The organism is Streptomyces sp. NPDC002845, assembly GCF_053591955.1.
Genome location: NZ_JBSFUU010000006.1, coordinates 38,099 through 62,673 on the forward strand (window position 1 = coordinate 38,099; position 24,575 = coordinate 62,673).

The following is a 24,575-nucleotide window of genomic DNA, read 5'->3' on the forward strand; positions in this document are numbered from 1 at the left end:
TCTGCGGCCTACTGTTGAGATGTGCGCCTGCCGTGCCCAGCTGCGGTTGGGGCATTTCCCGGCTCACCGAGGGCCCGGGGAACGGTTTTCAGACGCGGTGCCGTTGACGGTTTGTCGGGAGCAACGGGCCGCGTGGCGTGGGCACCGCCGGCTGTGAGAGGGACGGGAATGGAACCGACCGAGAGCGCCGCTCCGGACTCACGGCTGCGTCAGCGCCGGGTGTCCGGGGCATGGCGATGGGGGCGCTCCCTGTTCACGGGCGCTTCCCGGCTCGACCGCGGCCGCGAGTGGGGCAGGGGCCGGGACCCCGGAGCGGGCCGCCGAACGGAAGCCGGGCGGCTGCCCGGGCACGGGGGCACGGACGCGTACGGCACCGTCGTACGGGATGCCGCCGGACGCGGTTCAGCCGTGGTGCGCAGCTCCGTCCCCCTCTCCGCCGCCGATCGCGACCCCGGGCTGCCGGGGCACGACACCGAGCGGCACTTCTCCTGGCCCGCGCTGCCCGCCGCGATCGTCGCCCTCGCCGGAGCGGTGCTGGGCGCCGGCTTCTACCGGGCGTTCAGCGGGCAGCACGCGCTCTTCCCGTCCGGCACGGCCGGCTGGTCGCTGGCCGTGCTGGCCGGCGTCATCGTCGGCCACCTGGTCGCCATGGGCCGCGCCCGCTGGTGGGGCGGCACCGGCTCCGGAGCCGCCCTCACCCTCGCCGTCCTGCTGCTGTACGGCTGGGTGCCCGCCGGAATGGTCAGCCTCACCGTCGTCGTCCTGGTCGGCATCGCGCGCCGGGGCCGCTGGCGGCAGGGCGTCCTGCACGGCGCGGTCGACATACTCGGCATCGGCGCGGGCGCCCTGGTGCTCGCCGCGTTCGGGCGCGTCCCGTCCGTCGAGTCGCCCTGGAGCCCCGAGACCTGGAACCTCTACACGGCACCCGAGGTGGTGCTCGTCGCCGTCGCGTACCTCGCGGCCAGCCGCGGCCTGCTGTGGTACCTCCACGCGCCGCGCGGCGGTCTGCCCACCGTCGCCCGTACGGCCCTGGTCAGACACGGGCTGGTAGCGGTCGCGCTCCTCGGTATCACGCCGCTCGTCTGCGTCGTGGCCGTCGCCCAGCCCCTCCTGCTGCCGCTGTTCGCCGTCCCTCTCATCGCCCTCGACTCCACGCTGTGGATAGCCCGCGCCCGCGCGGAGGAGCAGTTGCGCGACCCGCTCACCGGGCTGCCCAACCGGCAGTGGCTGCTCGAACGGACCTGGACGGCGCTGGACGACGCCGAGCGCATCGGTGCCCGTTCGGCGCTCATGCTGATCGACCTGGACCGGTTCCGTTCGGTGAACGACACCCTGGGGCATCTGGCGGGCGACCGGCTGCTGCTGCAGATAGCGGACCGGCTGCGGCTGGCACTGCCGCGCGGAGCGGAGGCCGCGCGGCTCGGCGGGGACGAGTTCGCCGTCTTACTGCCCGTGGCCGACTCCACGACGTCCGCCTCGCGCGTCGCCCGCAACCTGGTCGCCGCGCTCGGCTCCCCGCTCGACCTCGACGGGCTCACCCTCGTCCTGGAGGCCAGCGCCGGGCTCGCCGTCTTCCCCGACCACGCGCGCGACGCGGAGGGGCTGCTGCGGCGGGCGGACGTGGCGATGTACCAGGCCAAGCGGGACCGTACGGGGGTCGAGGTCTACGAGTCCAAGCGGGACTCGAACACGCCGGACCGGCTCGGGCTGCTGGGCGATCTGCGGCGCTCGCTCGACGCGCACGAGGTGCAGCTGCACTACCAGCCGAAGGTCCGCTTCGACGGGCAGGTGGCCGGGCTGGAGGCGCTCGTACGGTGGGTGCATCCCGAGCGCGGGAAGGTGCCGCCGGACGAGTTCATAGCGATCGCCGAGTCGTCCGGGCTGATGCCGCATCTCACGGAGTACGTGCTGGAGACGGCGCTCGGGCAGGTCGCCCGCTGGCGGGCGCAGGGGCTGCATGTGCCGGTCGCGGTGAATGTGTCGCCCCGGGATGTGCACACGCCGGGGTTCGCGGGGGCGGTCGCGGCGCGGCTGGCGCGGCACGGGGTGCCGGCGGGGGCGCTCCAGCTGGAGATAACCGAGCATGTGCTGCTGGAGGATCCGCAGCGGGCCGCGGACACCCTGGCCGGGCTGACCGGGCACGGGGTGAAGATGTCGCTGGACGACTTCGGGACGGGGTATTCGTCGCTGGTGCACCTGCGGCGGCTGCCGGTGAGTGAGCTGAAGATCGACCGGTCGTTCGTGGCGCGGCTTGCCGTGGACACCGAGGATGCGGAGATCGTGCGCTGCACGGTGGATCTCGCGCATTCGCTCGGGTTGCTGGTGGTCGCGGAGGGCGTCGAGGACGACGAGACCTGGGAGCGGCTTCGGGATCTCGGGTGCGATGCGGTGCAGGGGTGGCTGGTGGCTGCGGCGATGCCACCGGATGAGACGACCGCGTGGTTGCGGGCGCGGGGGTCTCGGGGGTGGCAGCGGCCTGCGGCGGCGCTGCCTGCGGCTGCGGGGGATGAGTAGGGGGTTGTTTTCGCCCCCGCCGCCCCTACCCGTCCCATCCCCAGGGGCTGCGCCCCTTCGACCCGCTGGGGGTGTCTGGGGCGGGTGGGTTGTCTGCGGGTGGTGTGTGGCTGGTCGCGCCCACGCGGCGGAGCCGCACAATGTGACAGCCCCGCGCCCCTTTCGGGGCGCGGCCCCATTCAGTCCCTCCGGCCCTGGTCATTTCAGCCCCTCCGGCGTTTGAGGAGCGGGGGTCCAGGGGGCGGAGCCCCTTGGCGGGGTCTGGGGCGGAGCCCCAGGGGACGGGAACGGGTAGGGGCGGCGGGGGCGACAAACCCTCCCCAGCCACCCCGCCGCGCGAAACCCGTGCGCGGGCACGCACCGTGGCCCCATAGGATTGGGCCAAACCACACACACTCACCCCAGAGGATCGCTGCATGCCTGGCATCACGCGCGAGGAGGTCGCCCACCTCGCCCGGCTGGCGCGTCTGGAGCTGAAGCCCGAAGAGCTCGACCACTTCGCAGGCCAGCTGGACGACATCATCGGCGCGGTCGCCCGCGTCAGCGAGGTCGCCGACCAAGACGTACCGCCGACCTCGCACCCGCTGCCGCTGACGAACGTCATGCGCGTGGACGAGGTCCGTTCGTCGCTCACCCCCGAGCAGGCGCTCTCCGGCGCCCCGGCCCAGGAGCAGCAGCGTTTCAAGGTGCCGCAGATCCTGGGGGAGGACTGATCACGTCATGACCGACAGCTCCATCATCAAGCTCACCGCGGCCGAGACCGCGCAGAAGATCGCCGTCGGCGAGCTCACCGCCGTCGAGGTCACCGAGGCCCACCTCGCCCGTATCGAGGCCGTCGACGAGAAGGTCCACGCCTTCCTGCACGTCGACCGCGAGGGCGCCCTGGCGCAGGCCCGTGCCGTGGACGAGAAGCGAAAGAGGGGCGAGAAGCTGGGCCCGCTCGCCGGCGTTCCCCTCGCGCTCAAGGACATCTTCACCACCGAGGGGATTCCGACCACCGTCGGGTCCAAGATCCTCGAAGGGTGGATTCCGCCGTACGACGCCACCCTCACCAAGAAGCTGAAGGCCGCCGACGTCGTCATCCTCGGCAAGACCAACATGGACGAGTTCGCCATGGGGTCCTCCACCGAGAACAGCGCCTTCGGGCCCACCGGCAACCCGTGGGACCTGACTCGCATCCCCGGCGGCTCCGGCGGTGGGTCGAGTGCTGCCCTCGCCTCCTTCCAGGCCCCCCTCGCCATCGGCACCGACACCGGCGGCTCCATCCGCCAGCCGGCCGCCGTCACCGGCACGGTGGGCGTGAAGCCGACGTACGGCGGGGTGTCGCGGTACGGAATGGTCGCGTTCTCGTCCTCCCTCGACCAGGGCGGGCCCTGCGCCCGTACGGTCCTGGACGCCGCCCTGCTCCACGAGGTCATCGGCGGGCACGACCCCCTCGACTCGACCTCCATCGACGCGCCCGTACCGCCGGTCGTGGAGGCCGCCCGCAACGGCTCGGTCGCCGGGATGCGCGTCGGTGTCGTCAAGCAGTTCCGCGGCGAGGGCTACCAGGCCGGCGTCGTGCAGCGCTTCGACGAGGCCGTCGCCCTCCTCAAGGACCTGGGCGCCGAGATCGTCGAGCTGGACTGCCCGTCCTTCGACCTGGCCCTGTCGGCGTACTACCTGATCGCGCCGTCCGAGTGCTCCTCCAACCTCGCCCGCTTCGACGGCCTGCGCTATGGCCTGCGTACGGGCGACGACGGCACGCACTCCGCCGAGGAGGTCACCTCCCTCACCCGTGAGGCGGGCTTCGGCCCCGAGGTCAAGCGGCGCATCATGCTCGGCACGTACGCGCTCAGCTCCGGCTACTACGACGCGTACTACGGCAGCGCCCAGAAGGTCCGTACGCTCATCACCCGCGACTTCGAGAAGTCGTTCGAGCAGGTCGATGTGATCGTGTCGCCCACGACCCCCACCACCGCCTTCCCGATCGGCGAGCGCGCCGACGACCCGATGGCGATGTACCTCGCGGATCTCTGCACCATCCCGACCAACCTCGCGGGCAACGCGGCCATGTCGCTGCCCTGCGGCCTCGCGCCGGAGGACGGTCTGCCCGTCGGTCTGCAGATCATCGCCCCGGCGATGCAGGACGACCGTCTTTACAAGGTGGGCGCCGCCGTCGAGGCCGCCTTCGTGGAACAGTGGGGGCACCCGCTGATCGAGGAGGCTCCGTCGCTGTGAGTAAGGCACTGTCCAAGGCCAAGGGCTTCAAGAAGTCCAAGTCCGGTACGTACCTGTCCATGGCCACCACCGCCGCCGGTGCGATCAGTGTCGTCAAGCAGGCCAAGAAGGCCCGCTCCGAGAACGACACGCTCCGCCTGATCGACGCCGCCGTGTCCGCCGCCGCCATCGTCACCGGCCTCGCCATCCTCTACCGCGAGCTGAAGCGCCTGGGCGACGACGACGTCCTGCTGGGCTGAGAGGGAAGTTTCACCGTGACCACCATGACCGACCTGGTGTCGTACGAGGACGCGCTGGCGTCGTACGACCCCGTCATGGGCCTTGAGGTCCATGTCGAACTCGGCACCAAGACCAAGATGTTCTGCGGGTGCTCCACCGAGCTCGGCCAGGGCGCCAACACGCAGACCTGCCCGGTCTGCCTCGGCCTGCCCGGCGCGCTCCCGGTCGTCAACGCGACCGGCGTCGAGTCCGCGATCAAGATCGGTCTCGCGCTGAACTGCGAGATCGCCGAATGGTGCCGCTTCGCCCGGAAGAACTACTTCTATCCGGACATGCCGAAGAACTTCCAGACCTCCCAGTACGACGAGCCGATCGCCTTCAACGGCTATCTCGACGTGCAGCTGGAGGACGGCGAGACCTTCCGTGTGGAGATCGAGCGCGCCCACATGGAGGAGGACACCGGCAAGTCCACCCATGTGGGTGGTGCCACCGGCCGTATCCACGGCGCCTCGCACTCGCTCCTCGACTACAACCGCGCGGGCATCCCGCTCATCGAGATCGTCACCAAGCCGATCGTCGGTGCGGGCGAGCGGGCTCCCGAGGTCGCGAAGGCGTACGTGCGTGAGCTGCGCGAGCTCATCCGTGCGCTCGGTGTCTCCGAGGCCCGCATGGAGATGGGCCAGATGCGCTGCGACGTGAACCTGTCGCTGATGCCCAAGGGCGGCGAGAAGTTCGGCACGCGGAGCGAGACCAAGAACGTCAACTCGCTGCGTTCCGTGGAGCGTGCCGCCCGTTACGAGATCCAGCGGCATGCCGCCGTCCTCGGCGGTGGCGGCACGATCGTCCAGGAGACCCGTCACTTCCACGAGGACACGGGGTCGACGACCTCGGGCCGCGTGAAGGAAGAGGCCGAGGACTACCGGTACTTCCCGGAGCCCGACCTCGTGCCGGTCGCCCCGACCCGCGAGTGGGTCGAGGAACTGCGCGCCGGGCTCCCTGAGCTGCCGCTCGTCCGCCGCAACCGGCTGCGTGAGGAGTGGGGCATCTCCGCGACCGACATGCAGTCGCTCCTCAACGCCGGTGCCCTCGCTCCGATCGTCGCCACGATCGACGCGGGCGCTGACGCGGCCTCCGCCCGCAAGTGGTGGATGGGCGAACTCGCGCGCAGCGCCAACGAGTCGGGCAGGACGCTCGACGAGCTGGCCATCACGCCGGAGCAGGTCGCCCGGGTGACCGCCCTGGTCGCCGAGGGGTCCCTGAACGACAAGCTGGCCCGTCAGGTCATCGAAGGCGTCCTCGCGGGCGAAGGCACCCCGGACGAGGTCGTCGAGAAGCGCGGGCTGAAGGTCGTCTCGGACGAGGGGGCGCTCGGCACGGCCGTCGACGAGGCCATCGCCGGCAACCCGGGCGTCGCGGACAAGATCCGCGGCGGCAAGGTGGCCGCGGCCGGCGCGCTCGTCGGCGCCGTCATGAAGGCCACGCGGGGTCAGGCCGACGCGGCCCGCGTCAAGGAACTCATCCTGGAGAAGCTGGGCGTCAGCGAGGGCTGAGCCCACGCAGTCACAAGCCCCGGGGGACGCACCGACAGCGGTGCGTCCCCCGGGGCTGTCGCTTACGGGCGGCGCCCCACGACCCGTACGAAGCCGAGATGGCGGCCCTCGTCGACCCGCAGCATCTCGACCGCCCGCCGCGACATGATCACGTGGAACTCCTCAGGGCTCTCCTCGGCGCACACCTCGCTCCACAGCAGCCAGTCGCGCCAGCCGTCGGTCAGCCAGTCGGCGGCCTCGACCTCCACGGCTCCGGAGCGTGTCCAGTGCCGCCGCCACCAGGCCGCGGAGTGGAACGCCCAGAAGCCCGGGTCGCCGAACGCCTTGATGTGTTCCGGCAGTTCGACGCGCTCCGGCTCCTCGCGGAACGCCGGCACGACGACGCCGATCCGCCCGCCGGGCTTCAGCAGCCGCGTCAGCGTCGGCAGGTACAGATCGTCGGTGCCGAAGTAGTGGTACGCGTCAATGGAGACGATCGCGTCGAAAGTGCCCTCGCCGAACGGCAGGTCGTGCGCCTCCGCGTGCACCGGCAGCACCCGGTCGGCGACGCCCGCCTCGGCGATGCGCCGGGCGTTGTCGTCGGGCTCGATCCACAGGTCGGCGGCGGTGACCTGGACGCCGTACTCCCTGGCGAGGAAGACGGACGTCATGGCACGGCCACAGCCGAGGTCGAGGACGCGTGCGCCGGGGCGCAGGTCCTCCAGGCCGAGGGCCGGGGCCAGCCACTCCAGCAGCCACAGGGCGTGCGGGCCCATCTGGTTGTCGACGGTCCAGCGGGCGTCGTAGCGGTTGCTGCGCGGGTAGCGGGGGTGGGTCAGGCGGTCAGTGAGGTCGTCTGTCGAGGTCCTGGGTGTGATGTCGGACATCGGTGAACGGGCTCCTTGTGTTCTCGGAAGGAGAAGAACGGGGTGCGTCGGAGCTCGGTCGGACCTTCAAACAATGCACCTGCTTCGGTCGGCGGCGATGTGCCGGGACTGCGGACGCCGGGAAGGTAGCAGCCGGCCTCCCCGCCCCGCACCTGGTTTCTCGGCGAGGGGGCGCTACGCTCGCGCGCCATGAGTGGACGTGCTGATTCCGATCCGGACGAGGAGCCGGACGAGGTGACCGACGAGGTGACCGACGAGGTGACGGACGAGGCGCAGGCCGAGGACTTGGACGACGCGCCCACCGAGGAGTCGGACGAGGAGCCGGACGCCGGTGAGCCGGTGCGGGAGGTGCGCCGGGCCCGCTGGGCGGCAGTCGGGACCGGGGCGCTGCTGGCCCTCGCCGGCCTCGCCGCGTCGGCACTCCGCTCCACCGGCTCCGACCCGGTGCTCGTCCCGGTCGCCTACGCCCTCGGCGCCGCCGTCTGCGCCCTCGCGGCCCTCCTCGGCTTCCGCGGTCACACCCGCCGGGCCCTGTGGCTGCTGGTTGCCGGGGCGATGGTGATGGCATTCGGAGACCAGTTCGACTGAGGCGGCAGAGTCCATGCGATTGTCCTGTGAACTGGCTCGCACTCCTGTGATTAAACCCATGAATGCGTCAAACGATCACTTCCGCCTGTAAGAGTGGTCAGCCATTGCTCATGCGTTCTTTGCGGGCTGTTCAGTTCCATCAGTGGCTGTTCCCGGTCAAAGATCCACAAGTCACCCCCAGGGAGCACGCCTGTGGCAGCCCTCGCGCGCTGGTGCGTCCGGCACCGCCTCGTCGCCGCACTGCTCTGGCTTCTCGCGTTCGGGGGTGTCACCGCCGGTGCCGCCGTGACGGGGGCCGCGTACTCGAACGACTACGACACCCCGGGCACCGAGTCCAGCCGCGCCGCCCAGCTGCTCCAGAACGGCTTCCCGACCCTCGGCGGCGACAGCGACACCGTCGTCTGGCACACCGCGTCGGGCACCGTCCGCTCGGCCGACGTCGAGCAGACCATGACCCGCACCCTGGACCGGATCGCCGACCTGCCCGGGGTGGCCGCCGTCGGCAGCCCCTACGAGGGCCGGGGATCGGGCCTGATCAGCGGCGACGGCCGTACGGCGTACGCCACGGTCATCTTCGGGGACCGGGCCCAGGACCTCGACGAGGAAGAGGTCCGGCAGGTCGTCGACATCGCCAGGGCCGCCGCGACCGACGGGCTCCAGGTGGAGCTGGGCGGCAACGCGATCGGGCTCACCGAATCGGAGGGCGGGCACATCGCCGAGGCGGTCGGCGTGATCGTCGCCGCCGTCGTGCTGTTCCTCGCCTTCGGCTCGCTCGCCGCCTCCCTGCTGCCGATCGCCACCGCGCTGGTCGGCGTCGGCACGGCGTACGCCGGGATCGTGCTCCTCGGCCATGTCATGACCGTCGCGGACTTCGCGCCCATGCTCGGCATGCTGATCGGCCTCGGCGTCGGCATCGACTACGCGCTGTTCATCGTGACCAGGCACCGCAGAGGGCTCAAGCGCGGGCTGCCGGTCGAGGAGGCCGCGCGGAACGCCGTCGCCACCACCGGGCGGGCCGTGGTGTTCGCGGGTGCCACCGTTTGCATCGCGCTGCTCGGCATGCTGATCCTGCGGCTGAGCTTCCTCAACGGGGTCGCGATCGCCGCCTGTCTGACCGTCGTCCTCACCGTCGCCGCCTCCGTGACGCTGCTGCCCGCCCTGCTGTCCTTCATCGGCATGCGCGCCCTCAGCCGCCGCGAGCGCCGCCGCCTCGTCGAGCACGGCCCCGAGCCCGAGCTGCCCACCGGGTTCGCGGCCCGCTGGTCCGCCTTCGTCGAGCGGCACCCCAAGAAGCTCGGCGCCCTCGCGCTCGTCCTCATGACCCTGCTCGCGTTGCCCACCCTCTCGCTCCGCCTGGGCACCTCCGACCAGGGCAACAACCCGGAGTCGACGACCACCCGGCAGGCGTACGACCTCCTCGCCGACGGCTTCGGCCCCGGCGTGAACGGGCCGCTCACCATCGTCACCCCGGTCGACGGCGCCGCGGACAAGCTCGCGCTCGACAACCTCGACGCCTCGCTCCGCGCCACCGACGGAGTCGCCTGGGCGAGCCCGGTGACGTACAGCACGGAGAGCGACACCGCGTACGTCGTCGTCGTACCGGAGTCCTCCCCGCAGTCCGAGCGGACCAGCGACCTCGTCGACCGGCTGCGCACCGAGGTGCTGCCGCGCGCCGAGACCGGCACCTCGCTCGACCTGCATGTCGGCGGGGTCACCGCGAGCTACGACGACTTCGCCGACGTGATCGTCGGCAAGCTGCCGCTGTTCGTCGGGGTCGTCATCGGGCTCGGCTGTGTGCTGCTGCTCGTCGCCTTCCGGTCGATCGGCATACCGCTCAAGGCCGCCGCGATGAACGTCGCCGCCGTCGCCGCCGCCTTCGGAGTCGTCGTCACGATCTTCCAGTGGGGCTGGGGCAGCGAACTGCTGGGGCTGGGCCGCGCCGGGCCGATCGAGCCCTTCCTCCCCGTGATCATGGTGTCCGTCCTCTTCGGACTCTCCATGGACTACCAGGTCTTCCTGGTCAGCCGGATGTACGAGGAGTGGCTGGAGACCGGCGACAACCGGCGCGCCGTCCGTGTCGGCCTCGCCGAGACCAGCCGGGTGATCAACTCCGCGGCGGTCATCATGATCTCCGTCTTCCTCGCCTTCGTACTCAGCGGCGACCGGGTGATCGCCATGTTCGGCATCGCGCTCGCCGCCGCCGTCGCGCTCGACGCCTTCGTCCTCCGTACGCTCCTCGTCCCTGCCCTCATGCACATGCTCGGCGGCGCCAACTGGTGGCTGCCCCGCTGGCTCGACCGCAGGCTGCCGCGCATCAGCATCGAGCCTCCCGAGTGCCGCGCCGCCCATGAAAGGCTGGCCGCTGCGACGGACGCCGAGGTGGCGGACGTACTGGCGAAGGAGCAGCAGCGGGATGTACGCGATATCTCTGGGTGACGACGGAGCCGAACTGCGCCCCCTGGAGCCCTGGCACGCCGAGGAGTTCCTCGCGCATCTGGAGCGGGGACGCGAGTTCATCAACCGGTTCGTACCGTTCGGTGAGAAGGCCACGAACCTGGCCTCCGCGCGGCAGATGCTCCAGAAGTACGCCGACATACGTGCCGCCGACAGCGCCTCCCTGCACGGCCTGTGGCTGGACGACAAGCTCGTGGGCGGGGTGCTCTTCCTCAACTTCGACGCCGAGCAGGGCAACTGCGAGGTCGGCTGCTGGCTGGAGCCCGCCGGTACCGGGCGCGGGCTGGTCACGCGCGCGATGCGGGTGCTCATCGACTTCGCCGTCGAGCAGCGCGGCATCCACCGTGTCGAGTGGGTCGCCGCCTCCGGGAACATCCCGAGCGTCAACGTGGCCCGGCGGCTGGGCATGGCCCGCGACGGTGTGCGCCGGCAGAGCTACCTTCACCACGGCGTACGGCAGGACCTGGAGGTGTGGTCGATTCTCGCCCCCGAGTGGCGCGAGGCACGCGCGCGTGCCGGTCACAGCGATCATTAAGAGAGCTCTCAGACAGCGTCCGTACGGTGCCCGGTATGGGAACCGAGACAGTTGACGAGGCCGGGGCCGAGACCGGCACCGAGGCGAAGCGCGACGAGGAGGCGGTGGACGTCACCAAGGGGGACGTCACCAAGGAGGGCGTCACCAAGGGGGACGTCACCAAGGAAGGCGTCACCAAGGAGGGCGTCACCAAGGGTGAGACGGCGGAGGAGACTTCGGAGGGCGCGTCCGACGCATTCGACTCCTCCGAGGAGCTGACCGACGAGCAGCCGCCCGCCGCCGGGAACGCCTCCGTCGGCGTGGGGCAGGGCGCCGCGGGCATCGTGTCCGTCGCGCTCGGGCTCGTCTCGCTGACCGGCAGCTGGCTCGGCACCGTCGCCCAGGCCCGCGACTCGCTGTACGGCCAGCTGGAGACCGCGGCGGACTCCAGCGTCGCCACGCAGATCGAGCAGGTGTACGGCAACTCCTGGAACGCCAACGCCCTGGTCGCGGGCATCTTCGCGCTGATCGCCCTGATCGTCGGCGTCGTCGTGCTGGTCCGGCCCGCGTTCGGCGACCCCGATCAGGCGCAGGCCCCCTGGATCAAGTCGGTCGCCTGGGCGGGCATCTCGCTCGGCGTCATCGGCCTGGTGCTGGCCACCCTGAAGTACACCGACATCCTGCTCTCCGTGCCGGGCGCCTGAATTTCCCCGGCTCTGAAGGGCCTTTGAGGAGCTTCTGAGTGGCCCCTGAGCGGCCTCTGAGGGGCCTTAGTTCCGCCGTACGACGCTTACGGCGGAACTAAGGCCCCTCGCGCGTTCAAGATGCGGAACTCTCCCGATGTGGCGGACCCGCCTTGGAGACGAAGGTTGAGGCATCGCGGAAAGCGAGAACCGAAACCGACGCTTCAGGCAGGGGTACGAGATGTTCACGTACGAGCTTCACCAGATCCGTTCCGCCGAGCTGATCCGCGAGGCCGAGGACTACCGCCGGGCGCGCGAGGCCCGCCGCGCGGCCCGCGAGGCCTCCGCCCGGCACGACACGGAGGGGCGGGTGCATAGCCGTCGTCCGCGCCGCTACTGGTTCGCCCGCGCCGCGTGATCGCGAGGGAGAGTACGCGGGTGGGCACGGGGGCGAGTGAGGGCGGCCGTACGGGGGACGGCCGCCGTCGGGTGCGTCCGCCGATATCGGGTGCCGCGTTGTCAGACCTCCGTGCGATGCTCTGCGGTGTGGAGACCAGGTCCGTCAGTCCGGTGTTCGTCGGTCGCGCCGACGAACTGCAGGTGTTGCACGACGCGCTCGCCCGCGCCGGAGCTGGGGGTACCTTCCAGGCGTTGAGCACTGGGGGAGAGCCGCAGGCGCTGCTGCTCGGCGGTGAGGCCGGCGTCGGGAAGACGCGGCTGATCGAGGAGTTCGCCGCGGCGGCCGCCCGCGAGGGCGCGGTCGTCGCGCTCGGCGGCTGCGTCGAGATCGGCGCCGACGGGCTGCCGTTCGCGCCCTTCTCCACGGCCCTGCGCGCCCTGCGCCGGCAGCTCCCCGACGAGGTGTCCGCCGCGGCCGCCGGGCAGGAGGAGGAACTGGCCCGGCTCCTGCCCGAGTTGGGGGAGACCAGCCGGGGTCGGCACGACGAGGAGGGCACGGCCCGCCTCTTCGAACTCACCGCCCGCCTCCTGGAACGCGTCGCCGCCGACCGCACGGTCGTCGTCGCCCTGGAGGACCTGCACTGGGCCGACGCCTCCACCCGCCACCTCCTCGCCTACCTCTTCCGCACGCTCCGCACCGGCCGCCTGGTCGTCGTCGCCACCTACCGCGCCGACGACATCCACCGCCGCCACCCGCTCCGGCCGCTGCTCGCCGAACTGGACCGGCTGCGCACGGTCCGCCGTATCGAACTGGGCCGCTTCAACCGCGCCGAAGTGGCCCGCCAGATCGCCGGAATCCTCACCTACGAACCCGACCCCGCCCAGGTCGACGAGATCTTCGAACGCTCCGACGGCAACGCCTTCTTCGTGGAAGAACTCGCCGTCGCCGCCCACGAGGGCTGCCGCACCGGCCTCACGGACTCCCTCCGGGACGTACTCCTCGTCCGCGTCGAAGGACTCCCCGAGGAGGCCCAGCGGATCGCCCGGATCGTCGCCGAGGGCGGCTCCACCGTCGAGTACGCGCTGCTCGCGGCCGTGGCCCGGCTCCCCGAGGACGACCTCATCGAGGCGCTGCGGGCTGCCGTCGGCGCCAACATCCTGCTCGCCGCGCCCGGCGGCGACGGCTACCGCTTCCGTCACTCCCTGGTCCGCGAGGCGGTCAGCGACGACCTGCTGCCCGGCGAGCGCTCCCGCCTCAACCGCCGCTACGCCGAAGCCCTGGAGGCCGACCCGACGCTCGTCCCGGCCGACGGCCGCACCACCCGCCTGGCCAGCTACTGGTACCACGCCCACGACGCGGCCAAGGCCCTGCCCGCCGTCCTCGACGCCTCCGTCGAGGCCCGCCGCCGGCACGCCTACTCGGAGCAACTGCGGCTCCTGGAGCGGGCGATGGAGCTGTGGGAGACCGCCCCCGACGCCGTACGGGACGGACTGCGCCCCGTCGACTACACGGAGGTCTATCCGCCCTGCGGCTGCGACCCGGCCACCACACCCCTGCGCTACCTCGACCTGATGGCCGAGGCCGCCGTCGCCGGGCGGCTGTGCGGGGAGCGGGAGCGCGCTCTGAAGATCACCAAGCAGGCACTGCACCTGATCGAGGAGGAGACGGACGCCCTGCGGGCCGCGTGGTTCTGGGTGCAGCGCTCCCTGCTGGTCCAGGGCCTGGCGCGGGGCGACGGATGGCGGGAGCTCGGCACTGCGCAGGAACTGGTGCGCGGGCTGCCCCCGTCGGAGGTGCACGCCGAGGTGCTGGCCAGGGCCGCGGGCTGGTCCATGCTCCACGCCCCCGGCCCCGAGGCGCTCTCCGCCGCCCAGCGTGCCGTCGAGTACGCGCGCATGGTGGGCGCCGAGGACATCGAGCTGAACGCGCGGATCACCCTCGGCGGACTCATGGTCGACGCGGGCGACGTCGAGGCCGGGCTCGGCGAGCTGTACGCGATCAGGGACAAGGTCGTCGAGCGGTCGCTCCTGACCGTCGTGGGCCGCAGTCATGTGAACCTGCCGTCGAGCCTGGAGTCCGTCGGCCGCTCCTGGGAGGCCGTGGAGGTGCTGCGGGAGGGACTCGAACTCACCGAGAAGCCCGGCATGCTGGAGTCCCAGACCTGGGTCTGGAGCAACCTCGCCGAGTCACTCTTCCCCCTGGGCCGCTGGGACGAGGCCGCCGAGGCCGCGACACGGGCCAAGACCTCCGGCCAGAACACCAAACCGCGCGGCGGCGGCTCCCTCCACCTCGCCGAACTCGCGCTGGCCCGGGGCGACACGGCCGAGGCCGCCCGCCAACTGGCCGACGCCCGCGCCTTCTACGGCACCCATGACCCCATGCCCCAGAGCAGCCTGCCCATGGCCCACGCGGCCCTCGGCATCGCCGCCGCCGAGGGCCGCCTCCTCGACGCCCGCGCGGAGCTCGTGTCCGCCCTGGAGCCCGGATTCCCGCCCGGCACCCAGCGCTACGCCTGGCCGCTGCTGCTCGCCGCCGCCACCGCGGAGGCCGATGCCCTCGGCCTGCCCATCGCCGAGCCGGGGCGTGCCGAGGCACTCGACCGGATCTTCACCGCGGTCAGGAAGCTCACCACGGGGGCGCCGATCTGGCGTGCGTACGACGTCTGGGTGCACGCCGAACTCCAGCGTGCCGAGGGCGTGCTGACCCCGCGCACCTGGTCCGAGATCGCCACCGCCTTCGAGCGCCTGGAACGGCCGTACGACCTCGCCCGCGTCCGGTACCGCCTCGCCGAGGCCCTGCTGACGCACGGGGGCGGTGCGGACGACCGCTACCGGGCCACGGAACTCCTCCGCCTGGCCGCCGCCGTGGCCGACCACCTCGGTGCCCGCCCGCTCGCCGAGGGGATCGCCCTGCTGGCCCAGCGCGCCCGCCTCACCCTGGCCCGCGGCCCCGAGCCCTCCGCCCTTACCCCCGCCGACCCGGCCGCCGCCCTCGGCCTCACCAGCCGCGAACGCGATGTGCTCCGCCTTGTCGCGGCAGGGCGCAGCAACCGTCAGATCGCGGAGGAGCTGTTCATCTCGCCGAAGACGGCGAGCGTCCATGTGTCGAACATCCTGGGCAAGCTGGGCGTCTCGGGGCGGGGGGAGGCGGCGGCTGTGGCGCATCGGCTGCGGTTGTTCGCGGCGGGGGTCGGGGAAGGGGCGGCTGCGGGGTAATGCAGGTAGGCCACGAGTCACGGAGGAGCCGTGTACCAGATCGAGTTCACAGAGCGCGCTGCGACGCAGCGTGACGCACTTCCCGAGGACCAGCGCAAGCTCCTGGAGCGCGGGCTCCTGAAACTGGCCGAGGACCCGTTCACGCCGGTTTCCCAGGCGGTGAGCGGCGAGGACATCCGCGTGGTGTCCGTCGCTCCAGGGCTCACCGTTGGCTACATGGTTCACCGGGCGTTTCTGATCCTTGTCTCCGTGGCGATCCTCGACCACTCGCTCCTCGAAGACGAGTAGCCCGGCGCTCTACTCCACCTCCAGCTCCAGGATCTTGTCGTCGCCGTCCTCCGGGGAGCCCCGGCCGTCCGTCTCGCTCGTGACCAGCCACAGCTTGTTGTCGCCGGCCGAGACGACGGTGCGGAGGCGGCCGTACTCGCCCTCCAGGAAGGCCTGGGGGTCGGCCGAGACCTCGGTGCCCTTCAGAGGGATGCGCCACAGGCGCTGGCCCCTCAGGCCGGCCATCCAGACGGAGCCCTCCGCTATGGCGATGCCGCTGGGGGATGCCTCTTCCACGGTCCACTGGGCCACCGGGTCGATGAAGCCGGACTCGTCGCCCTTGCCCTCGACGTCCGGCCAGCCGTAGTTGCCGCCCGGCTCGATCCGGTTCAGCTCGTCCCAGGTGTTCTGGCCGAACTCCGAGGCCCACAGGCGCTGCTTGGTGTCCCAGGCCAGGCCCTGGACGTTGCGGTGGCCGTACGAGTAGACGACCGAGTCGTCGAAGGGGTTGCCCGGGGCTGGTTCGCCGTCCGGGGTCATGCGGAGGATCTTGCCGCCGAGGGACTCCCTGTCCTGGGCAAGCTGTTCCTCGTACCGCTCACCGGTGGCGGCGTACAGCATTCCGTCGGGGCCGAAGGCGATACGGCCGCCGTTGTGGTTCGTGCCCTTCGGGATGCCGCGCAGGATGGTGTCCGGGGCGCCCAGCTGCCGGCCTTCCGGCTTGTCCGCGTCGTACAGCATGCGCACGATGCGGTTGTCCGACTCCGAGGTGAAGTACGCGTAGATCATGTGCTCCGACGCGTAGTCCGGGGAGATCGCGAGGCCCATGAGGCCGCCCTCGCCGGCCGGTGCGACGCCGGGGACCTCGCCGAGTTCTGTCTTCTCGCCCGACTCCTCGTCGACCAGGGTGATGGTGCCCTCGTCCCGGGAGGACACGAGGAGGCCGCCCTCCGGGAGGGGGGCCAGGCCCCAGGGGGTGTCCAGGCCCTCGGTGACCGTGCGGACCACTTCCACCGAGCCCTTCGCGGGTGGGGCCTCATCCTCGGCCTGCCCGGAGGACGACGCGTCCGGTGCCGTACCGCCGGCCGGGGCGGAGCTTGTGGCTCCGGTCGGTTCCTCCCCGTCGTCGGATGAACAGCCGGCCGTCACCAGAAGCGCGGCGGCGGCCAACACGGCCGTTACAGCTCGACGTTGCACGATCTTGATCCCTTCGACGGGGCGCTTCTACTTGTTCATACACCGCGGGTGCCCCACAGGTTCCATGTCCGACGGATCAAGCCCAATTTTCCGACGGCCCGGGGCGCTTTTCGCCCCGTCGGGGCGGATCTCGGTCCTCTCAGTCCCAAGACCCCCGCGCCGCAGGCAACCCCGCCACCTCCGCCAGATCCTCCGGTGTCAAGGGCACCCCCGCCGCCCCCGCGTTCTCCGTCACCCACCGCTCCCGCTTGGCCCCCGGCACCGGAACCACATGAGGGCCCTGGGCCAGGGTCCAGCCCAGTGCCACCTGGGCCGGGGTCACGGAGTCGCCGTGGTGTCGGGCCACTCTGCGCAGCCCGGCGACGATCGGCTGGTTGGCGGCCATCATCTCGGCCGTGAAGCGGGGGTGGCGGGCGCGCATGTCGTCGGGTTCGAAACCCTCGCCGGGGGTCAGGGTGCCGGTGAGGAAACCGTTGCCCAGGGGCATGGCGGCCAGGAAGCCCACGCCTCGGGCCTTGCACCAGGGCAGCAGGGCGTCCAGGGCCTCGGGGGACCACACCGAGAGCTCGGCCTCCACCGCACTCACCGGGAAGACCTGCTGAACGCGCTCCAGCTGGCGGATCGTTCCGTCGTGCAGACGTGCGCCCGCACGACGGCCGGCGCGGGCACCCACGGCGCACAGGCCCAGCGCCCGTACCTTTCCGGCCTGGACGAGCTCCGCCATCGCACCCCAGGTCTCCTCGACGGGGACTTCGGGGTCCTCGCGGTGGAGCTGGTAGAGGTCGATGACGTCCGTCTGCAGGCGGCGCAGCGAGGCGTCGCAGGCTCGTTTCACGTAGCCCGGGCGGCCGTTGGCCACGATGTGCTGTTCGCCCACCAGCAGCCCCGCCTTCGTCGACACGAAGGCCTCCGCGCGGCGTTCCTTAAGGACCCGGCCCACGAGCAGCTCGTTGGTGAAGGGGCCGTACATGTCGGCCGTGTCCAAGAGGGTCGAGCCCAGGTCCAGCGCCCGGTGCACGGTCCGCAGCGACTCGTCCCCCCGCTGCTGTGAGCCGGAGTACGCCCAGCTCATCGGCATGCACCCGAGTCCGACCGCCCCCACATCGAGCGTCGCCGCGCCGATCGTCCTGCGCTCCACCTGGTCGTACCCTCCCTTGCCCGGCCACCCAAACTAACCTCTGCGGGCGGGAGGGGTTCGCATAGCCTCCTCAGCATGAACGCTGACGTATGGCTTCCCATCCCGCCGCACGAGATCGAGGGGCTTCCCGAAGGGCCCAATTACCTCTTTTGGGACGGTGAGCAGGACTTTCCCGCCGATCCGGGCGCGTGCGTCATGTACGTCGTGCCGTACATGAAGCGGCAGACCGTGAAGGTCCGGCCGCTGAAGCCCATGCGGAACGTCCAGGTCATCCAGACGCTGACCGCGGGCGTCGACGACGTCATGGCGCGGATCTCGGACGTGCCGCCGGGCGTACGGCTGTGCAACGCACGCGGGGTGCACGAGGCGAGCACGGCCGAACTCGCGCTCACCCTCACCCTCGCCTCCCTGCGCGGCATCCCGGGCTTCGTTCGCGCCCAGCAACAGGGGCACTGGCAGAGCGGCTTCCGTCCGGCGCTGGCCGACAAGTCCGCGCTGATCGTCGGCTACGGGTCCATCGGCGCCGCCATCGAAGACCGGCTCGCGCCCTTCGAGCTCGCGCGGGTGGCGCGCGTGGCGCGCTCTGGGCGCACCACGGAGCGCGGACCGGTGCATCCGCTCACCCAACTGCCTTCCTTGTTGCCAGAGGCGGATGTCGTGATCCTTTCCACGCCGCTCACGGAGCAGACGAGAGGGCTGGTCGACGAGGATTTCCTGGCCCGGATGAAGGACGGCGCGTTGCTGGTGAACGTCGCCCGCGGGCCCGTCGTGGACACCAAGGCGCTGCTGGCCGAGTTGGAGAGCGGGCGGATCACGGCCGCCCTGGATGTCACCGATCCCGAGCCGCTGCCGCCGGGACATCCCTTGTGGCACGCGCCCGGCGTGCTCATCAGCCCCCATGTCGGAGGGCCCACGTCCGCCTTCCTGCCGCGCGCGAAAAGGCTCCTGGTGGACCAGTTGCAGCGTTTCGTGAACCAAGAGCCACTGCGAAACGTGGTCCTTACGACAGGCGGGACGGCTGGCCTGTAGTCCACTTCGGGCACCCTCCGCGTTCCTTCGAATGCGTTAGGTGTCCGCATTGCCGCTGGTCGTCACGGAGCGTAGAGGAACTATGTCCCTGAGTGACGAGACTGGTGTATCGTCCCGACAGGGGCTGCGCCGTGCACCGTTCGGCGCCGGGGATGGATATTTCAGACTGCGAGGGGGGCGACGGGCGATGCACGGCCTATGGACCAACGATCCGACGCGGCGGGGCCGCCGCCGGCGACCCTGGCGTGCCACGACGCGCAGACGCAAGCGGAGCGGTCACAGCGGACACGGCGGGCACTGCGGACACTGCGGTCCTCACTACCACCGTGGGCACAGCAGCCGCAGGAGGCACACGCTCCAGGCGCACCGGGACCAGCGGGACTCGGGAGCGGCTCTCATCGGGGAGGCCCGGTGAGTCCCCGCCCCTCTCCCGTCACCACGCTCCCTCCGGCGCCTCGTGCGCAGCCCCTCGCCGACTCGCTGCTGCCCAGCGGGCCGACGACGAGCGGCGGTGGATCGAACCTGCGTGCACAGCTCGGGCTGGCCCTCGTCTGCGCGGTCTACGCCGTCGGTTCCGCGTTCGGCTGGGGCTCCGAGCAGGTCGCCCTGATCATGGGTGACTTCGGGCTCAGCGCCGCGGCCGCGACCGCGGCCGTCTCCTGCTTCCGCTACGCGCGCAGCCGCCGCAGCCGCGTCCGGCCCGCCTGGCTGCTGTTCGCCCTCTCCTCCACGATGGCGGCGCTCGGCAATGGCGTCTGGGGCTGGTACGAGGTCGTCCTCGGCCGCTCCGTGCCCAGCCCGAGCTACGCCGACCTGTTCTTCCTGTGCTTCGCGCCGCCCGCGATCGTGGGGCTGCTGGTGCTGGCCAAGAGGCCCGTGACCAAGGCCGGCTGGGTCTGTCTGGCGCTGGACGCCTGGCTGATCGGCGGCTGCCTGGTCACCCTCTCCTGGAGCCTCGCGCTCGCTCAGGCCGCCAAGGTCGACGGGTCGAGCGTGGCGCACACCGCGCTCTCCCTCGCCTACCCGCTCCTCGACATCGCCCTCTTCAGCATGGTGTTGGCACTGCGCTTCCGGCGCTCGTCGGTGCACCGGTCCGCGGTGAACACCGCGATCGGCGCGCTCGCGCTCACCGTGATGTGCGACGCCCTGTTCGCCTCGCCCCTGCTGCACAACACCTACCGCTCCGGCCAGCTTCTCGACGCGGGCTGGTTCGCGGGCTCCCTGCTCCTCGCGTACGCCCCCTGGGTCGCCCCACGCCACGGACGGGCGGAACACCAGGAGCTCGCGCGCGTGGCGCACGAGCACATCCCCGGACAGCGCCATGACGGACAGCCCGGCGGGCGCCACGAAGGCGACCACGCGCACCAGGGAGGACACCCGCACGTGTCCCTCCAGGGAGGAGGCCACGGCCGCAGTCCGGTCACGCGCCCCATCGCCGGATCGCTGGCCGCGCTCACTCCCTACCTGGCCGCCGCCGTCTGCACCCTGGGCATCCTCTACAACGTCCTCAACGGCCGCAGGGTCGACCGCGTGGTGCTCATCACGGCCTGCACCGTCGTGCTCGCCCTCGTGGTGCGCCAGGGCATCATGCTCCTCGACAACATCACCCTCACCCAGGAACTCGCCCAGAAGGAGAACCACTTCCGTTCCCTGGTGCAGGGCTCCAGCGACGTCATCATGATCGCCGCGCCGAACGGCATCCTCCGGTACGTCTCCCCGGCCGCCGCGGGCGTGTACGGCCGTCCCGCGGAGGAACTCGCCGGGTCCGAACTGGCCTCGCTCATCCACCCGGAGGATCTGGGCTGCGTGGTGCACGAGGTGCGCCGCTTCCTCGCCGCCAGCCCCGTCGAAGAACCCACGACCCGCATCGAGTGCCGCTTCAAGTCCGGCGACGGCGGCTGGCTGAACGTCGAGTCCACCGTCAACCGGCACGACGGCGGCCTCATCTTCAACAGCCGGGACGTGACCGAAAGAGTGCGCCTGCAGGCGCAGCTCCAGCACAACGCCGAGCACGACCCGCTCACGGACCTGCCCAACCGCGCGCTGTTCACCAAGCGCGTGCAGCAGGCGCTCTCCGGCCGCCGCGCCTCGGACCGCGGCGCCGCGCTGCGCGGTACGGCGGTTCTCTTCATCGACCTCGACGGTTTCAAGGCCGTCAACGACACGATCGGGCACCAGGCCGGGGACGAGCTGCTCGTCCAGGCCGCCCGCAGACTCCAGGATGCGGTCCGGCAGGGGGACACCGCCGCCCGTCTGGGCGGCGACGAGTTCGCGGCGCTCATCGTCGGGGACGGCTCCCGTGACCGTGCCGCCCGCGAACAGCACATCTTCGAACTCGCCGACCGGCTCCGCGTCACCCTCTCGCAGCCGTACACCATCGACGGCAATGACGTCCGGGTGGCCGCCTCCATCGGCGTGGCCTTCGCCGAACCGGGCCTCGGGGCAGGCGAGTTGCTGCGCAACGCGGACCTCGCCATGTACCGCGCCAAGGCGGCCGGCAAGGGCCGGGTCGAGCTGTACGCGCCACAGATGCAGCAGGACGTCGTACGCAGGGCCGAGCTGGCCACCCGGCTGCGGGCCGCGCTGAACGACGGCGAGTTCATGCTGCTGCACCAGCCCGTGGTGGCGCTGGAGGACGGCCGGATCACGTCGGTCGCGGCGCAGGCCCGCTGGCGCTCGTCCCAAGGGGTGCCCTTCACGTCGGCCGACTTCCTGCGTGTCTCGGAGGACAGCGACAAGGCTGCCGAGCTGGGCCGCTGGATGCTTGAGGAGGCCGTCGGGCAGGCCGGCGAGCGCACCGCCACCGGCCTGTCGGTGCCCGTCGCCGTCCGTATGAGCGCCCGGCGGCTGCTGGACCGCTCACTGCCCCTCGGTTCCGTCGAGGCCCTCCTGACCCGCCACGGGCTGCCCTCCGGCGCCCTGACGATCGAGCTGTCCGACACCGACACCCGGACTTCCCTGGACGAGCTGGAGCGTCGGCTGAACGCCCTCAGGCGGCTCGGTGTCCGGATCGCCCTGGACGGGTTCGGCGGCGGCTGTGCGGCCATCACGGCGCTGCGGCGGCTCCCCGTCGACGTACTGAAGCTCGACAGAAGCCTGGTCGAGGGAGTCGTCGAGTCCGCGCGGCTGCACAAGATCACCAGTGGGCTGCTGCGCATCGCCACCGACCTGGGCCTGCAGTCCGTGGCGGAAGGTGTCGACCTGCCCGAACAGGTCGTCGCCCTGCGCGCGATGGGCTGCACCCACGGCCAGGGCATGGCCTTCTCCGCGCCGCTGGACGAATACCGGCTGCGCCGGGCACTGTCGTCGGGGCATTACCCGGTGCCCCACGGACCGGCCGAGCCCGCGTTCGCGGGCGGCGGGCGCGTCGGTGTCGAAGGGGCCTGGGGTTCCCCCCGTTCGGGCGAAGTCGAGGGCGCCGGCCCACGGCGGCCCGAAGGTCTCAGCACGGTCGTGCCCTCGACACCGACTGTCGCGCCCCGGAGGTGAACGAGCCATGGGGAACGGGGAGCGGGGGCGTGCGCACGTGGCGTACCCGCTGCCCGCGAAGGCGGAACGGCCCTCCGCTCACATAATGAGACTCCCGTCCCACTCACTTGACACGTGGTGCGTGCCGGGGGGAGGGTCTGTGCCATGCGCACCCGAATTCTCGTACTTGGAAAGCGCGTCGGCTGAAGCTGGGACCCACCGGAGGACGATCCGGAATCCCCAGCGACCGTATCCGGCGCGCTCCCCTCGCTTGCCTCCCGGCACGAGGGGTTTTTTGTTGCACAGGCGCCTGTCGACCAGCGCCGCACACCGCACAAACCTCGCAAAAACCCTCAGCATCGAGAAGAGAATGCCGATGACCGAGCAGGCCACCGGGGCCCACCATCCGCAGCCGCGGCCCCGATCCGGAGGACCGCAGTCCACCCCCGTCGAGCACGTGACGGGCGCGCAGTCCCTCATCCGCTCGCTTGAGGAGGTCGGGGCCGACACGGTATTCGGGATTCCCGGGGGCGCCATCCTCCCGGCGTACGACCCGATGATGGACTCCCGGCGGGTGCGCCATGTCCTCGTCCGCCACGAGCAGGGCGCGGGCCACGCGGCCACCGGCTACGCGCAGGCCACCGGCAAGGTCGGTGTCTGCATGGCGACTTCGGGTCCCGGCGCCACCAACCTGGTGACCCCGATCGCCGACGCCCACATGGACTCGGTGCCGCTGGTGGCGATCACCGGCCAGGTGGCGTCGAAGGCGATCGGCACGGACGCCTTCCAGGAGGCGGACATCGTCGGCATCACGATGCCGATCACCAAGCACAACTTCCTGGTCACCAAGGCCGAGGACATCCCCCGGGTGATCGCGCAGGCGTTCCACATCGCCTCCACCGGCCGCCCCGGCCCGGTCCTGGTCGACATCGCCAAGGACGCCCTCCAGGCGCGGACCACCTTCAGCTGGCCGCCCACCATGGACCTGCCCGGCTACCGCCCGGTGACCAAGCCGCACGCCAAGCAGATCCGCGAGGCCGCCAAGCTGATCACCGCCGCCAGGCGGCCCGTCCTGTACGTCGGCGGCGGCGTCCTCAAGGCCGGCGCCACCGCCGAGCTGAAGGTCCTCGCCGAGCTCACCGGAGCGCCCGTCACCACCACCCTGATGGCGCTCGGCTCGTTCCCCGACGGCCACGCGCAGCACCTGGGCATGCCCGGCATGCACGGCAGCGTGGCCGCCGTCACCGCGCTGCAGAAGGCCGACCTGATCGTCGCCCTCGGCGCCCGCTTCGACGACCGCGTCACCGGCAAGCTGGACAGCTTCGCCCCGTACGCCAAGATCGTCCACGCCGACATCGACCCGGCCGAGATCGGCAAGAACCGCGCCGCCGACGTGCCGATCGTCGGTGACGCCCGCGAGGTCATCGCCGACCTGGTCCAGGCCGTCCAGAAGGAGCACAGCGAGGGCAACCAGGGCGACTACACCGCCTGGTGGACCGACCTCAACCGCTGGCGCGAGACCTACCCCCTCGGCTACGACCAGCCCGAGGACGGCTCCCTCTCTCCGCAGCAGGTCATCGAGCGCATCGGCCAACTCGCACCCGAGGGCACGATCTTCGCGGCGGGCGTCGGCCAGCACCAGATGTGGGCCGCCCACTTCATCGAGTACGACAAGCCCGCCACCTGGCTGAACTCCGGCGGCGCCGGAACCATGGGCTACGCGGTCCCGGCCGCCATGGGCGCCAAGGCGGGTGCCCCGGACAGGACCGTCTGGGCGATCGACGGCGACGGCTGCTTCCAGATGACCAACCAGGAGCTCACCACCTGCGCCCTGAACAACATCCCGATCAAGGTCGCCATCATCAACAACGGCGCCCTCGGGATGGTCCGCCAGTGGCAGACCCTGTTCTACAACCAGCGCTACTCCAACACCGTGCTGCACTCCGGCCCGGACGACGTCAACCCGGATGCCAGGGGCACCCGCGTCCCCGACTTCGTGAAGCTGTCGGAGGCCATGGGCTGCCACGCGATCCGCTGCGAGTCCCCGGACGAGCTGGACAAGGTCATCGCCGAGGCCAACGCGATCAACGACCGCCCGGTCGTCATCGACTTCATCGTCCACGAGGACGCCATGGTCTGGCCGATGGTCGCCGCCGGCACCTCCAACGACGAGATCATGGCCGCCCGGGACGTCCGCCCCGACTTCGGCGACAACGAAGACGACTGAGAGCAGTAGGAAGAGGTACCACCACC

At 71.3% G+C, this 24,575-nt stretch carries 18 protein-coding genes; 15 read left to right on the forward strand and 3 right to left on the reverse strand.

What is annotated here, in order from left to right:
* Positions 1-168: 168 nt before the first annotated feature.
* The 5 genes from ACWD3C_RS05870 to gatB all read left to right on the forward strand — a co-directional run bounded on the left by ACWD3C_RS05870 (position 169) and on the right by gatB (position 6,503).
* Positions 169-2,514 carry a putative bifunctional diguanylate cyclase/phosphodiesterase gene (locus ACWD3C_RS05870; RefSeq protein WP_451140496.1) on the forward strand — a complete coding sequence of 782 codons (2,346 nt, stop codon included), beginning with the start codon at positions 169-171 and terminating at the stop codon, positions 2,512-2,514.
* Between the two features lie 416 nt (positions 2,515-2,930).
* Positions 2,931-3,227: an Asp-tRNA(Asn)/Glu-tRNA(Gln) amidotransferase subunit GatC gene (gene gatC, locus ACWD3C_RS05875; RefSeq protein WP_451140498.1), complete on the forward strand. Its 297-nt coding sequence runs from the start codon at positions 2,931-2,933 to the stop codon at positions 3,225-3,227.
* Positions 3,228-3,234: 7 nt separating this feature from the next.
* Positions 3,235-4,734 carry an Asp-tRNA(Asn)/Glu-tRNA(Gln) amidotransferase subunit GatA gene (gene gatA, locus ACWD3C_RS05880; RefSeq protein WP_451140500.1) on the forward strand — a complete coding sequence of 500 codons (1,500 nt, stop codon included), beginning with the start codon at positions 3,235-3,237 and terminating at the stop codon, positions 4,732-4,734.
* Positions 4,731-4,973, forward strand: coding sequence for a hypothetical protein (locus ACWD3C_RS05885; protein ID WP_451140502.1), 243 nt, complete (start codon positions 4,731-4,733; stop codon positions 4,971-4,973). The genes gatA and ACWD3C_RS05885 overlap by 4 nt, the downstream gene beginning before the upstream one ends.
* A 15-nt stretch (positions 4,974-4,988) precedes the next feature.
* On the forward strand, positions 4,989-6,503 hold the full coding sequence (gene gatB / locus ACWD3C_RS05890; protein WP_451140504.1) for an Asp-tRNA(Asn)/Glu-tRNA(Gln) amidotransferase subunit GatB: 1,515 nt from the start codon (positions 4,989-4,991) through the stop codon (positions 6,501-6,503).
* A 62-nt stretch (positions 6,504-6,565) separates the two neighbouring features.
* Here gatB and ACWD3C_RS05895 read toward each other — a convergent pair whose 3' ends face one another.
* Positions 6,566-7,369, reverse strand: coding sequence for an SAM-dependent methyltransferase (locus ACWD3C_RS05895; RefSeq protein WP_451140506.1), 804 nt, complete (start codon positions 7,367-7,369; stop codon positions 6,566-6,568).
* Positions 7,370-7,558: 189 nt separating this feature from the next.
* Here ACWD3C_RS05895 and ACWD3C_RS05900 point away from each other — a divergent pair, with 189 nt between their 5' ends.
* The 7 genes from ACWD3C_RS05900 (at position 7,559) to ACWD3C_RS05930 (ending at position 15,511) form a co-directional block, all read left to right on the forward strand.
* Positions 7,559-7,957, forward strand: a complete 399-nt coding sequence (locus ACWD3C_RS05900; RefSeq protein ID WP_451140508.1) for a hypothetical protein — start codon at positions 7,559-7,561, stop codon at positions 7,955-7,957.
* A 192-nt stretch (positions 7,958-8,149) separates the two neighbouring features.
* Positions 8,150-10,393 (forward strand): MMPL family transporter, encoded by a 2,244-nt coding sequence (locus ACWD3C_RS05905; protein ID WP_451140510.1) that lies wholly within the window; start codon positions 8,150-8,152, stop codon positions 10,391-10,393.
* The gene (locus tag ACWD3C_RS05910; protein WP_451140512.1) at positions 10,371-10,946 is read left to right on the forward strand and encodes a GNAT family N-acetyltransferase; all 576 of its coding nucleotides are present in this window, start codon (positions 10,371-10,373) and stop codon (positions 10,944-10,946) included. Before ACWD3C_RS05905 ends, ACWD3C_RS05910 begins: the two co-directional genes overlap by 23 nt.
* A gap of 35 nt (positions 10,947-10,981) precedes the next feature.
* Positions 10,982-11,629, forward strand: a complete 648-nt coding sequence (locus ACWD3C_RS05915; RefSeq protein ID WP_451140514.1) for a hypothetical protein — start codon at positions 10,982-10,984, stop codon at positions 11,627-11,629.
* 220 nt (positions 11,630-11,849) lie between these two features.
* The gene (locus ACWD3C_RS05920) at positions 11,850-12,026 is read left to right on the forward strand and encodes a hypothetical protein (protein WP_451140516.1); all 177 of its coding nucleotides are present in this window, start codon (positions 11,850-11,852) and stop codon (positions 12,024-12,026) included.
* A 116-nt stretch (positions 12,027-12,142) separates the two neighbouring features.
* Positions 12,143-15,223 (forward strand): helix-turn-helix transcriptional regulator, encoded by a 3,081-nt coding sequence (locus tag ACWD3C_RS05925; RefSeq protein WP_451140774.1) that lies wholly within the window; start codon positions 12,143-12,145, stop codon positions 15,221-15,223.
* A gap of 30 nt (positions 15,224-15,253) precedes the next feature.
* Positions 15,254-15,511 (forward strand): type II toxin-antitoxin system RelE family toxin, encoded by a 258-nt coding sequence (locus ACWD3C_RS05930; protein ID WP_451140518.1) that lies wholly within the window; start codon positions 15,254-15,256, stop codon positions 15,509-15,511.
* 9 nt (positions 15,512-15,520) lie between these two features.
* Here the strand turns inward: ACWD3C_RS05930 and ACWD3C_RS05935 are convergent, their stop codons facing one another.
* Positions 15,521-16,687 (reverse strand): PQQ-dependent sugar dehydrogenase, encoded by a 1,167-nt coding sequence (locus ACWD3C_RS05935; protein WP_451140520.1) that lies wholly within the window; start codon positions 16,685-16,687, stop codon positions 15,521-15,523.
* A gap of 139 nt (positions 16,688-16,826) precedes the next feature.
* The gene (locus tag ACWD3C_RS05940; protein WP_451140522.1) at positions 16,827-17,825 is read right to left on the reverse strand and encodes an aldo/keto reductase; all 999 of its coding nucleotides are present in this window, start codon (positions 17,823-17,825) and stop codon (positions 16,827-16,829) included.
* A 75-nt stretch (positions 17,826-17,900) separates the two neighbouring features.
* Here ACWD3C_RS05940 and ACWD3C_RS05945 point away from each other — a divergent pair, with 75 nt between their 5' ends.
* From ACWD3C_RS05945 to ACWD3C_RS05955, 3 genes are all read left to right on the forward strand, one after another.
* The gene (locus ACWD3C_RS05945) at positions 17,901-18,854 is read left to right on the forward strand and encodes a 2-hydroxyacid dehydrogenase (RefSeq protein ID WP_451140524.1); all 954 of its coding nucleotides are present in this window, start codon (positions 17,901-17,903) and stop codon (positions 18,852-18,854) included.
* 411 nt (positions 18,855-19,265) lie between these two features.
* Positions 19,266-22,343 carry a putative bifunctional diguanylate cyclase/phosphodiesterase gene (locus tag ACWD3C_RS05950; RefSeq protein ID WP_451140526.1) on the forward strand — a complete coding sequence of 1,026 codons (3,078 nt, stop codon included), beginning with the start codon at positions 19,266-19,268 and terminating at the stop codon, positions 22,341-22,343.
* 355 nt (positions 22,344-22,698) lie between these two features.
* Positions 22,699-24,549, forward strand: coding sequence for an acetolactate synthase large subunit (locus ACWD3C_RS05955; RefSeq protein WP_451140527.1), 1,851 nt, complete (start codon positions 22,699-22,701; stop codon positions 24,547-24,549).
* The last annotated feature ends 26 nt before the right edge of the window (positions 24,550-24,575 follow it).

Coding starts and splice junctions, on each gene's coding strand:
- ACWD3C_RS05895 (WP_451140506.1), bottom strand. CDS start 7,369: ATGTCCGACATCACACCCAGGACCTCGACAGACGACCTCACTGACCGC.
- ACWD3C_RS05870 (WP_451140496.1), top strand. CDS start 169: ATGGAACCGACCGAGAGCGCCGCTCCGGACTCACGGCTGCGTCAGCGC.
- ACWD3C_RS05945 (WP_451140524.1), top strand. CDS start 17,901: ATGAACGCTGACGTATGGCTTCCCATCCCGCCGCACGAGATCGAGGGG.
- ACWD3C_RS05925 (WP_451140774.1), top strand. CDS start 12,143: ATGCTCTGCGGTGTGGAGACCAGGTCCGTCAGTCCGGTGTTCGTCGGT.
- gatC (WP_451140498.1), top strand. CDS start 2,931: ATGCCTGGCATCACGCGCGAGGAGGTCGCCCACCTCGCCCGGCTGGCG.
- ACWD3C_RS05910 (WP_451140512.1), top strand. CDS start 10,371: ATGTACGCGATATCTCTGGGTGACGACGGAGCCGAACTGCGCCCCCTG.
- gatA (WP_451140500.1), top strand. CDS start 3,235: ATGACCGACAGCTCCATCATCAAGCTCACCGCGGCCGAGACCGCGCAG.
- ACWD3C_RS05900 (WP_451140508.1), top strand. CDS start 7,559: ATGAGTGGACGTGCTGATTCCGATCCGGACGAGGAGCCGGACGAGGTG.
- ACWD3C_RS05915 (WP_451140514.1), top strand. CDS start 10,982: ATGGGAACCGAGACAGTTGACGAGGCCGGGGCCGAGACCGGCACCGAG.
- ACWD3C_RS05955 (WP_451140527.1), top strand. CDS start 22,699: ATGACCGAGCAGGCCACCGGGGCCCACCATCCGCAGCCGCGGCCCCGA.
- ACWD3C_RS05920 (WP_451140516.1), top strand. CDS start 11,850: ATGTTCACGTACGAGCTTCACCAGATCCGTTCCGCCGAGCTGATCCGC.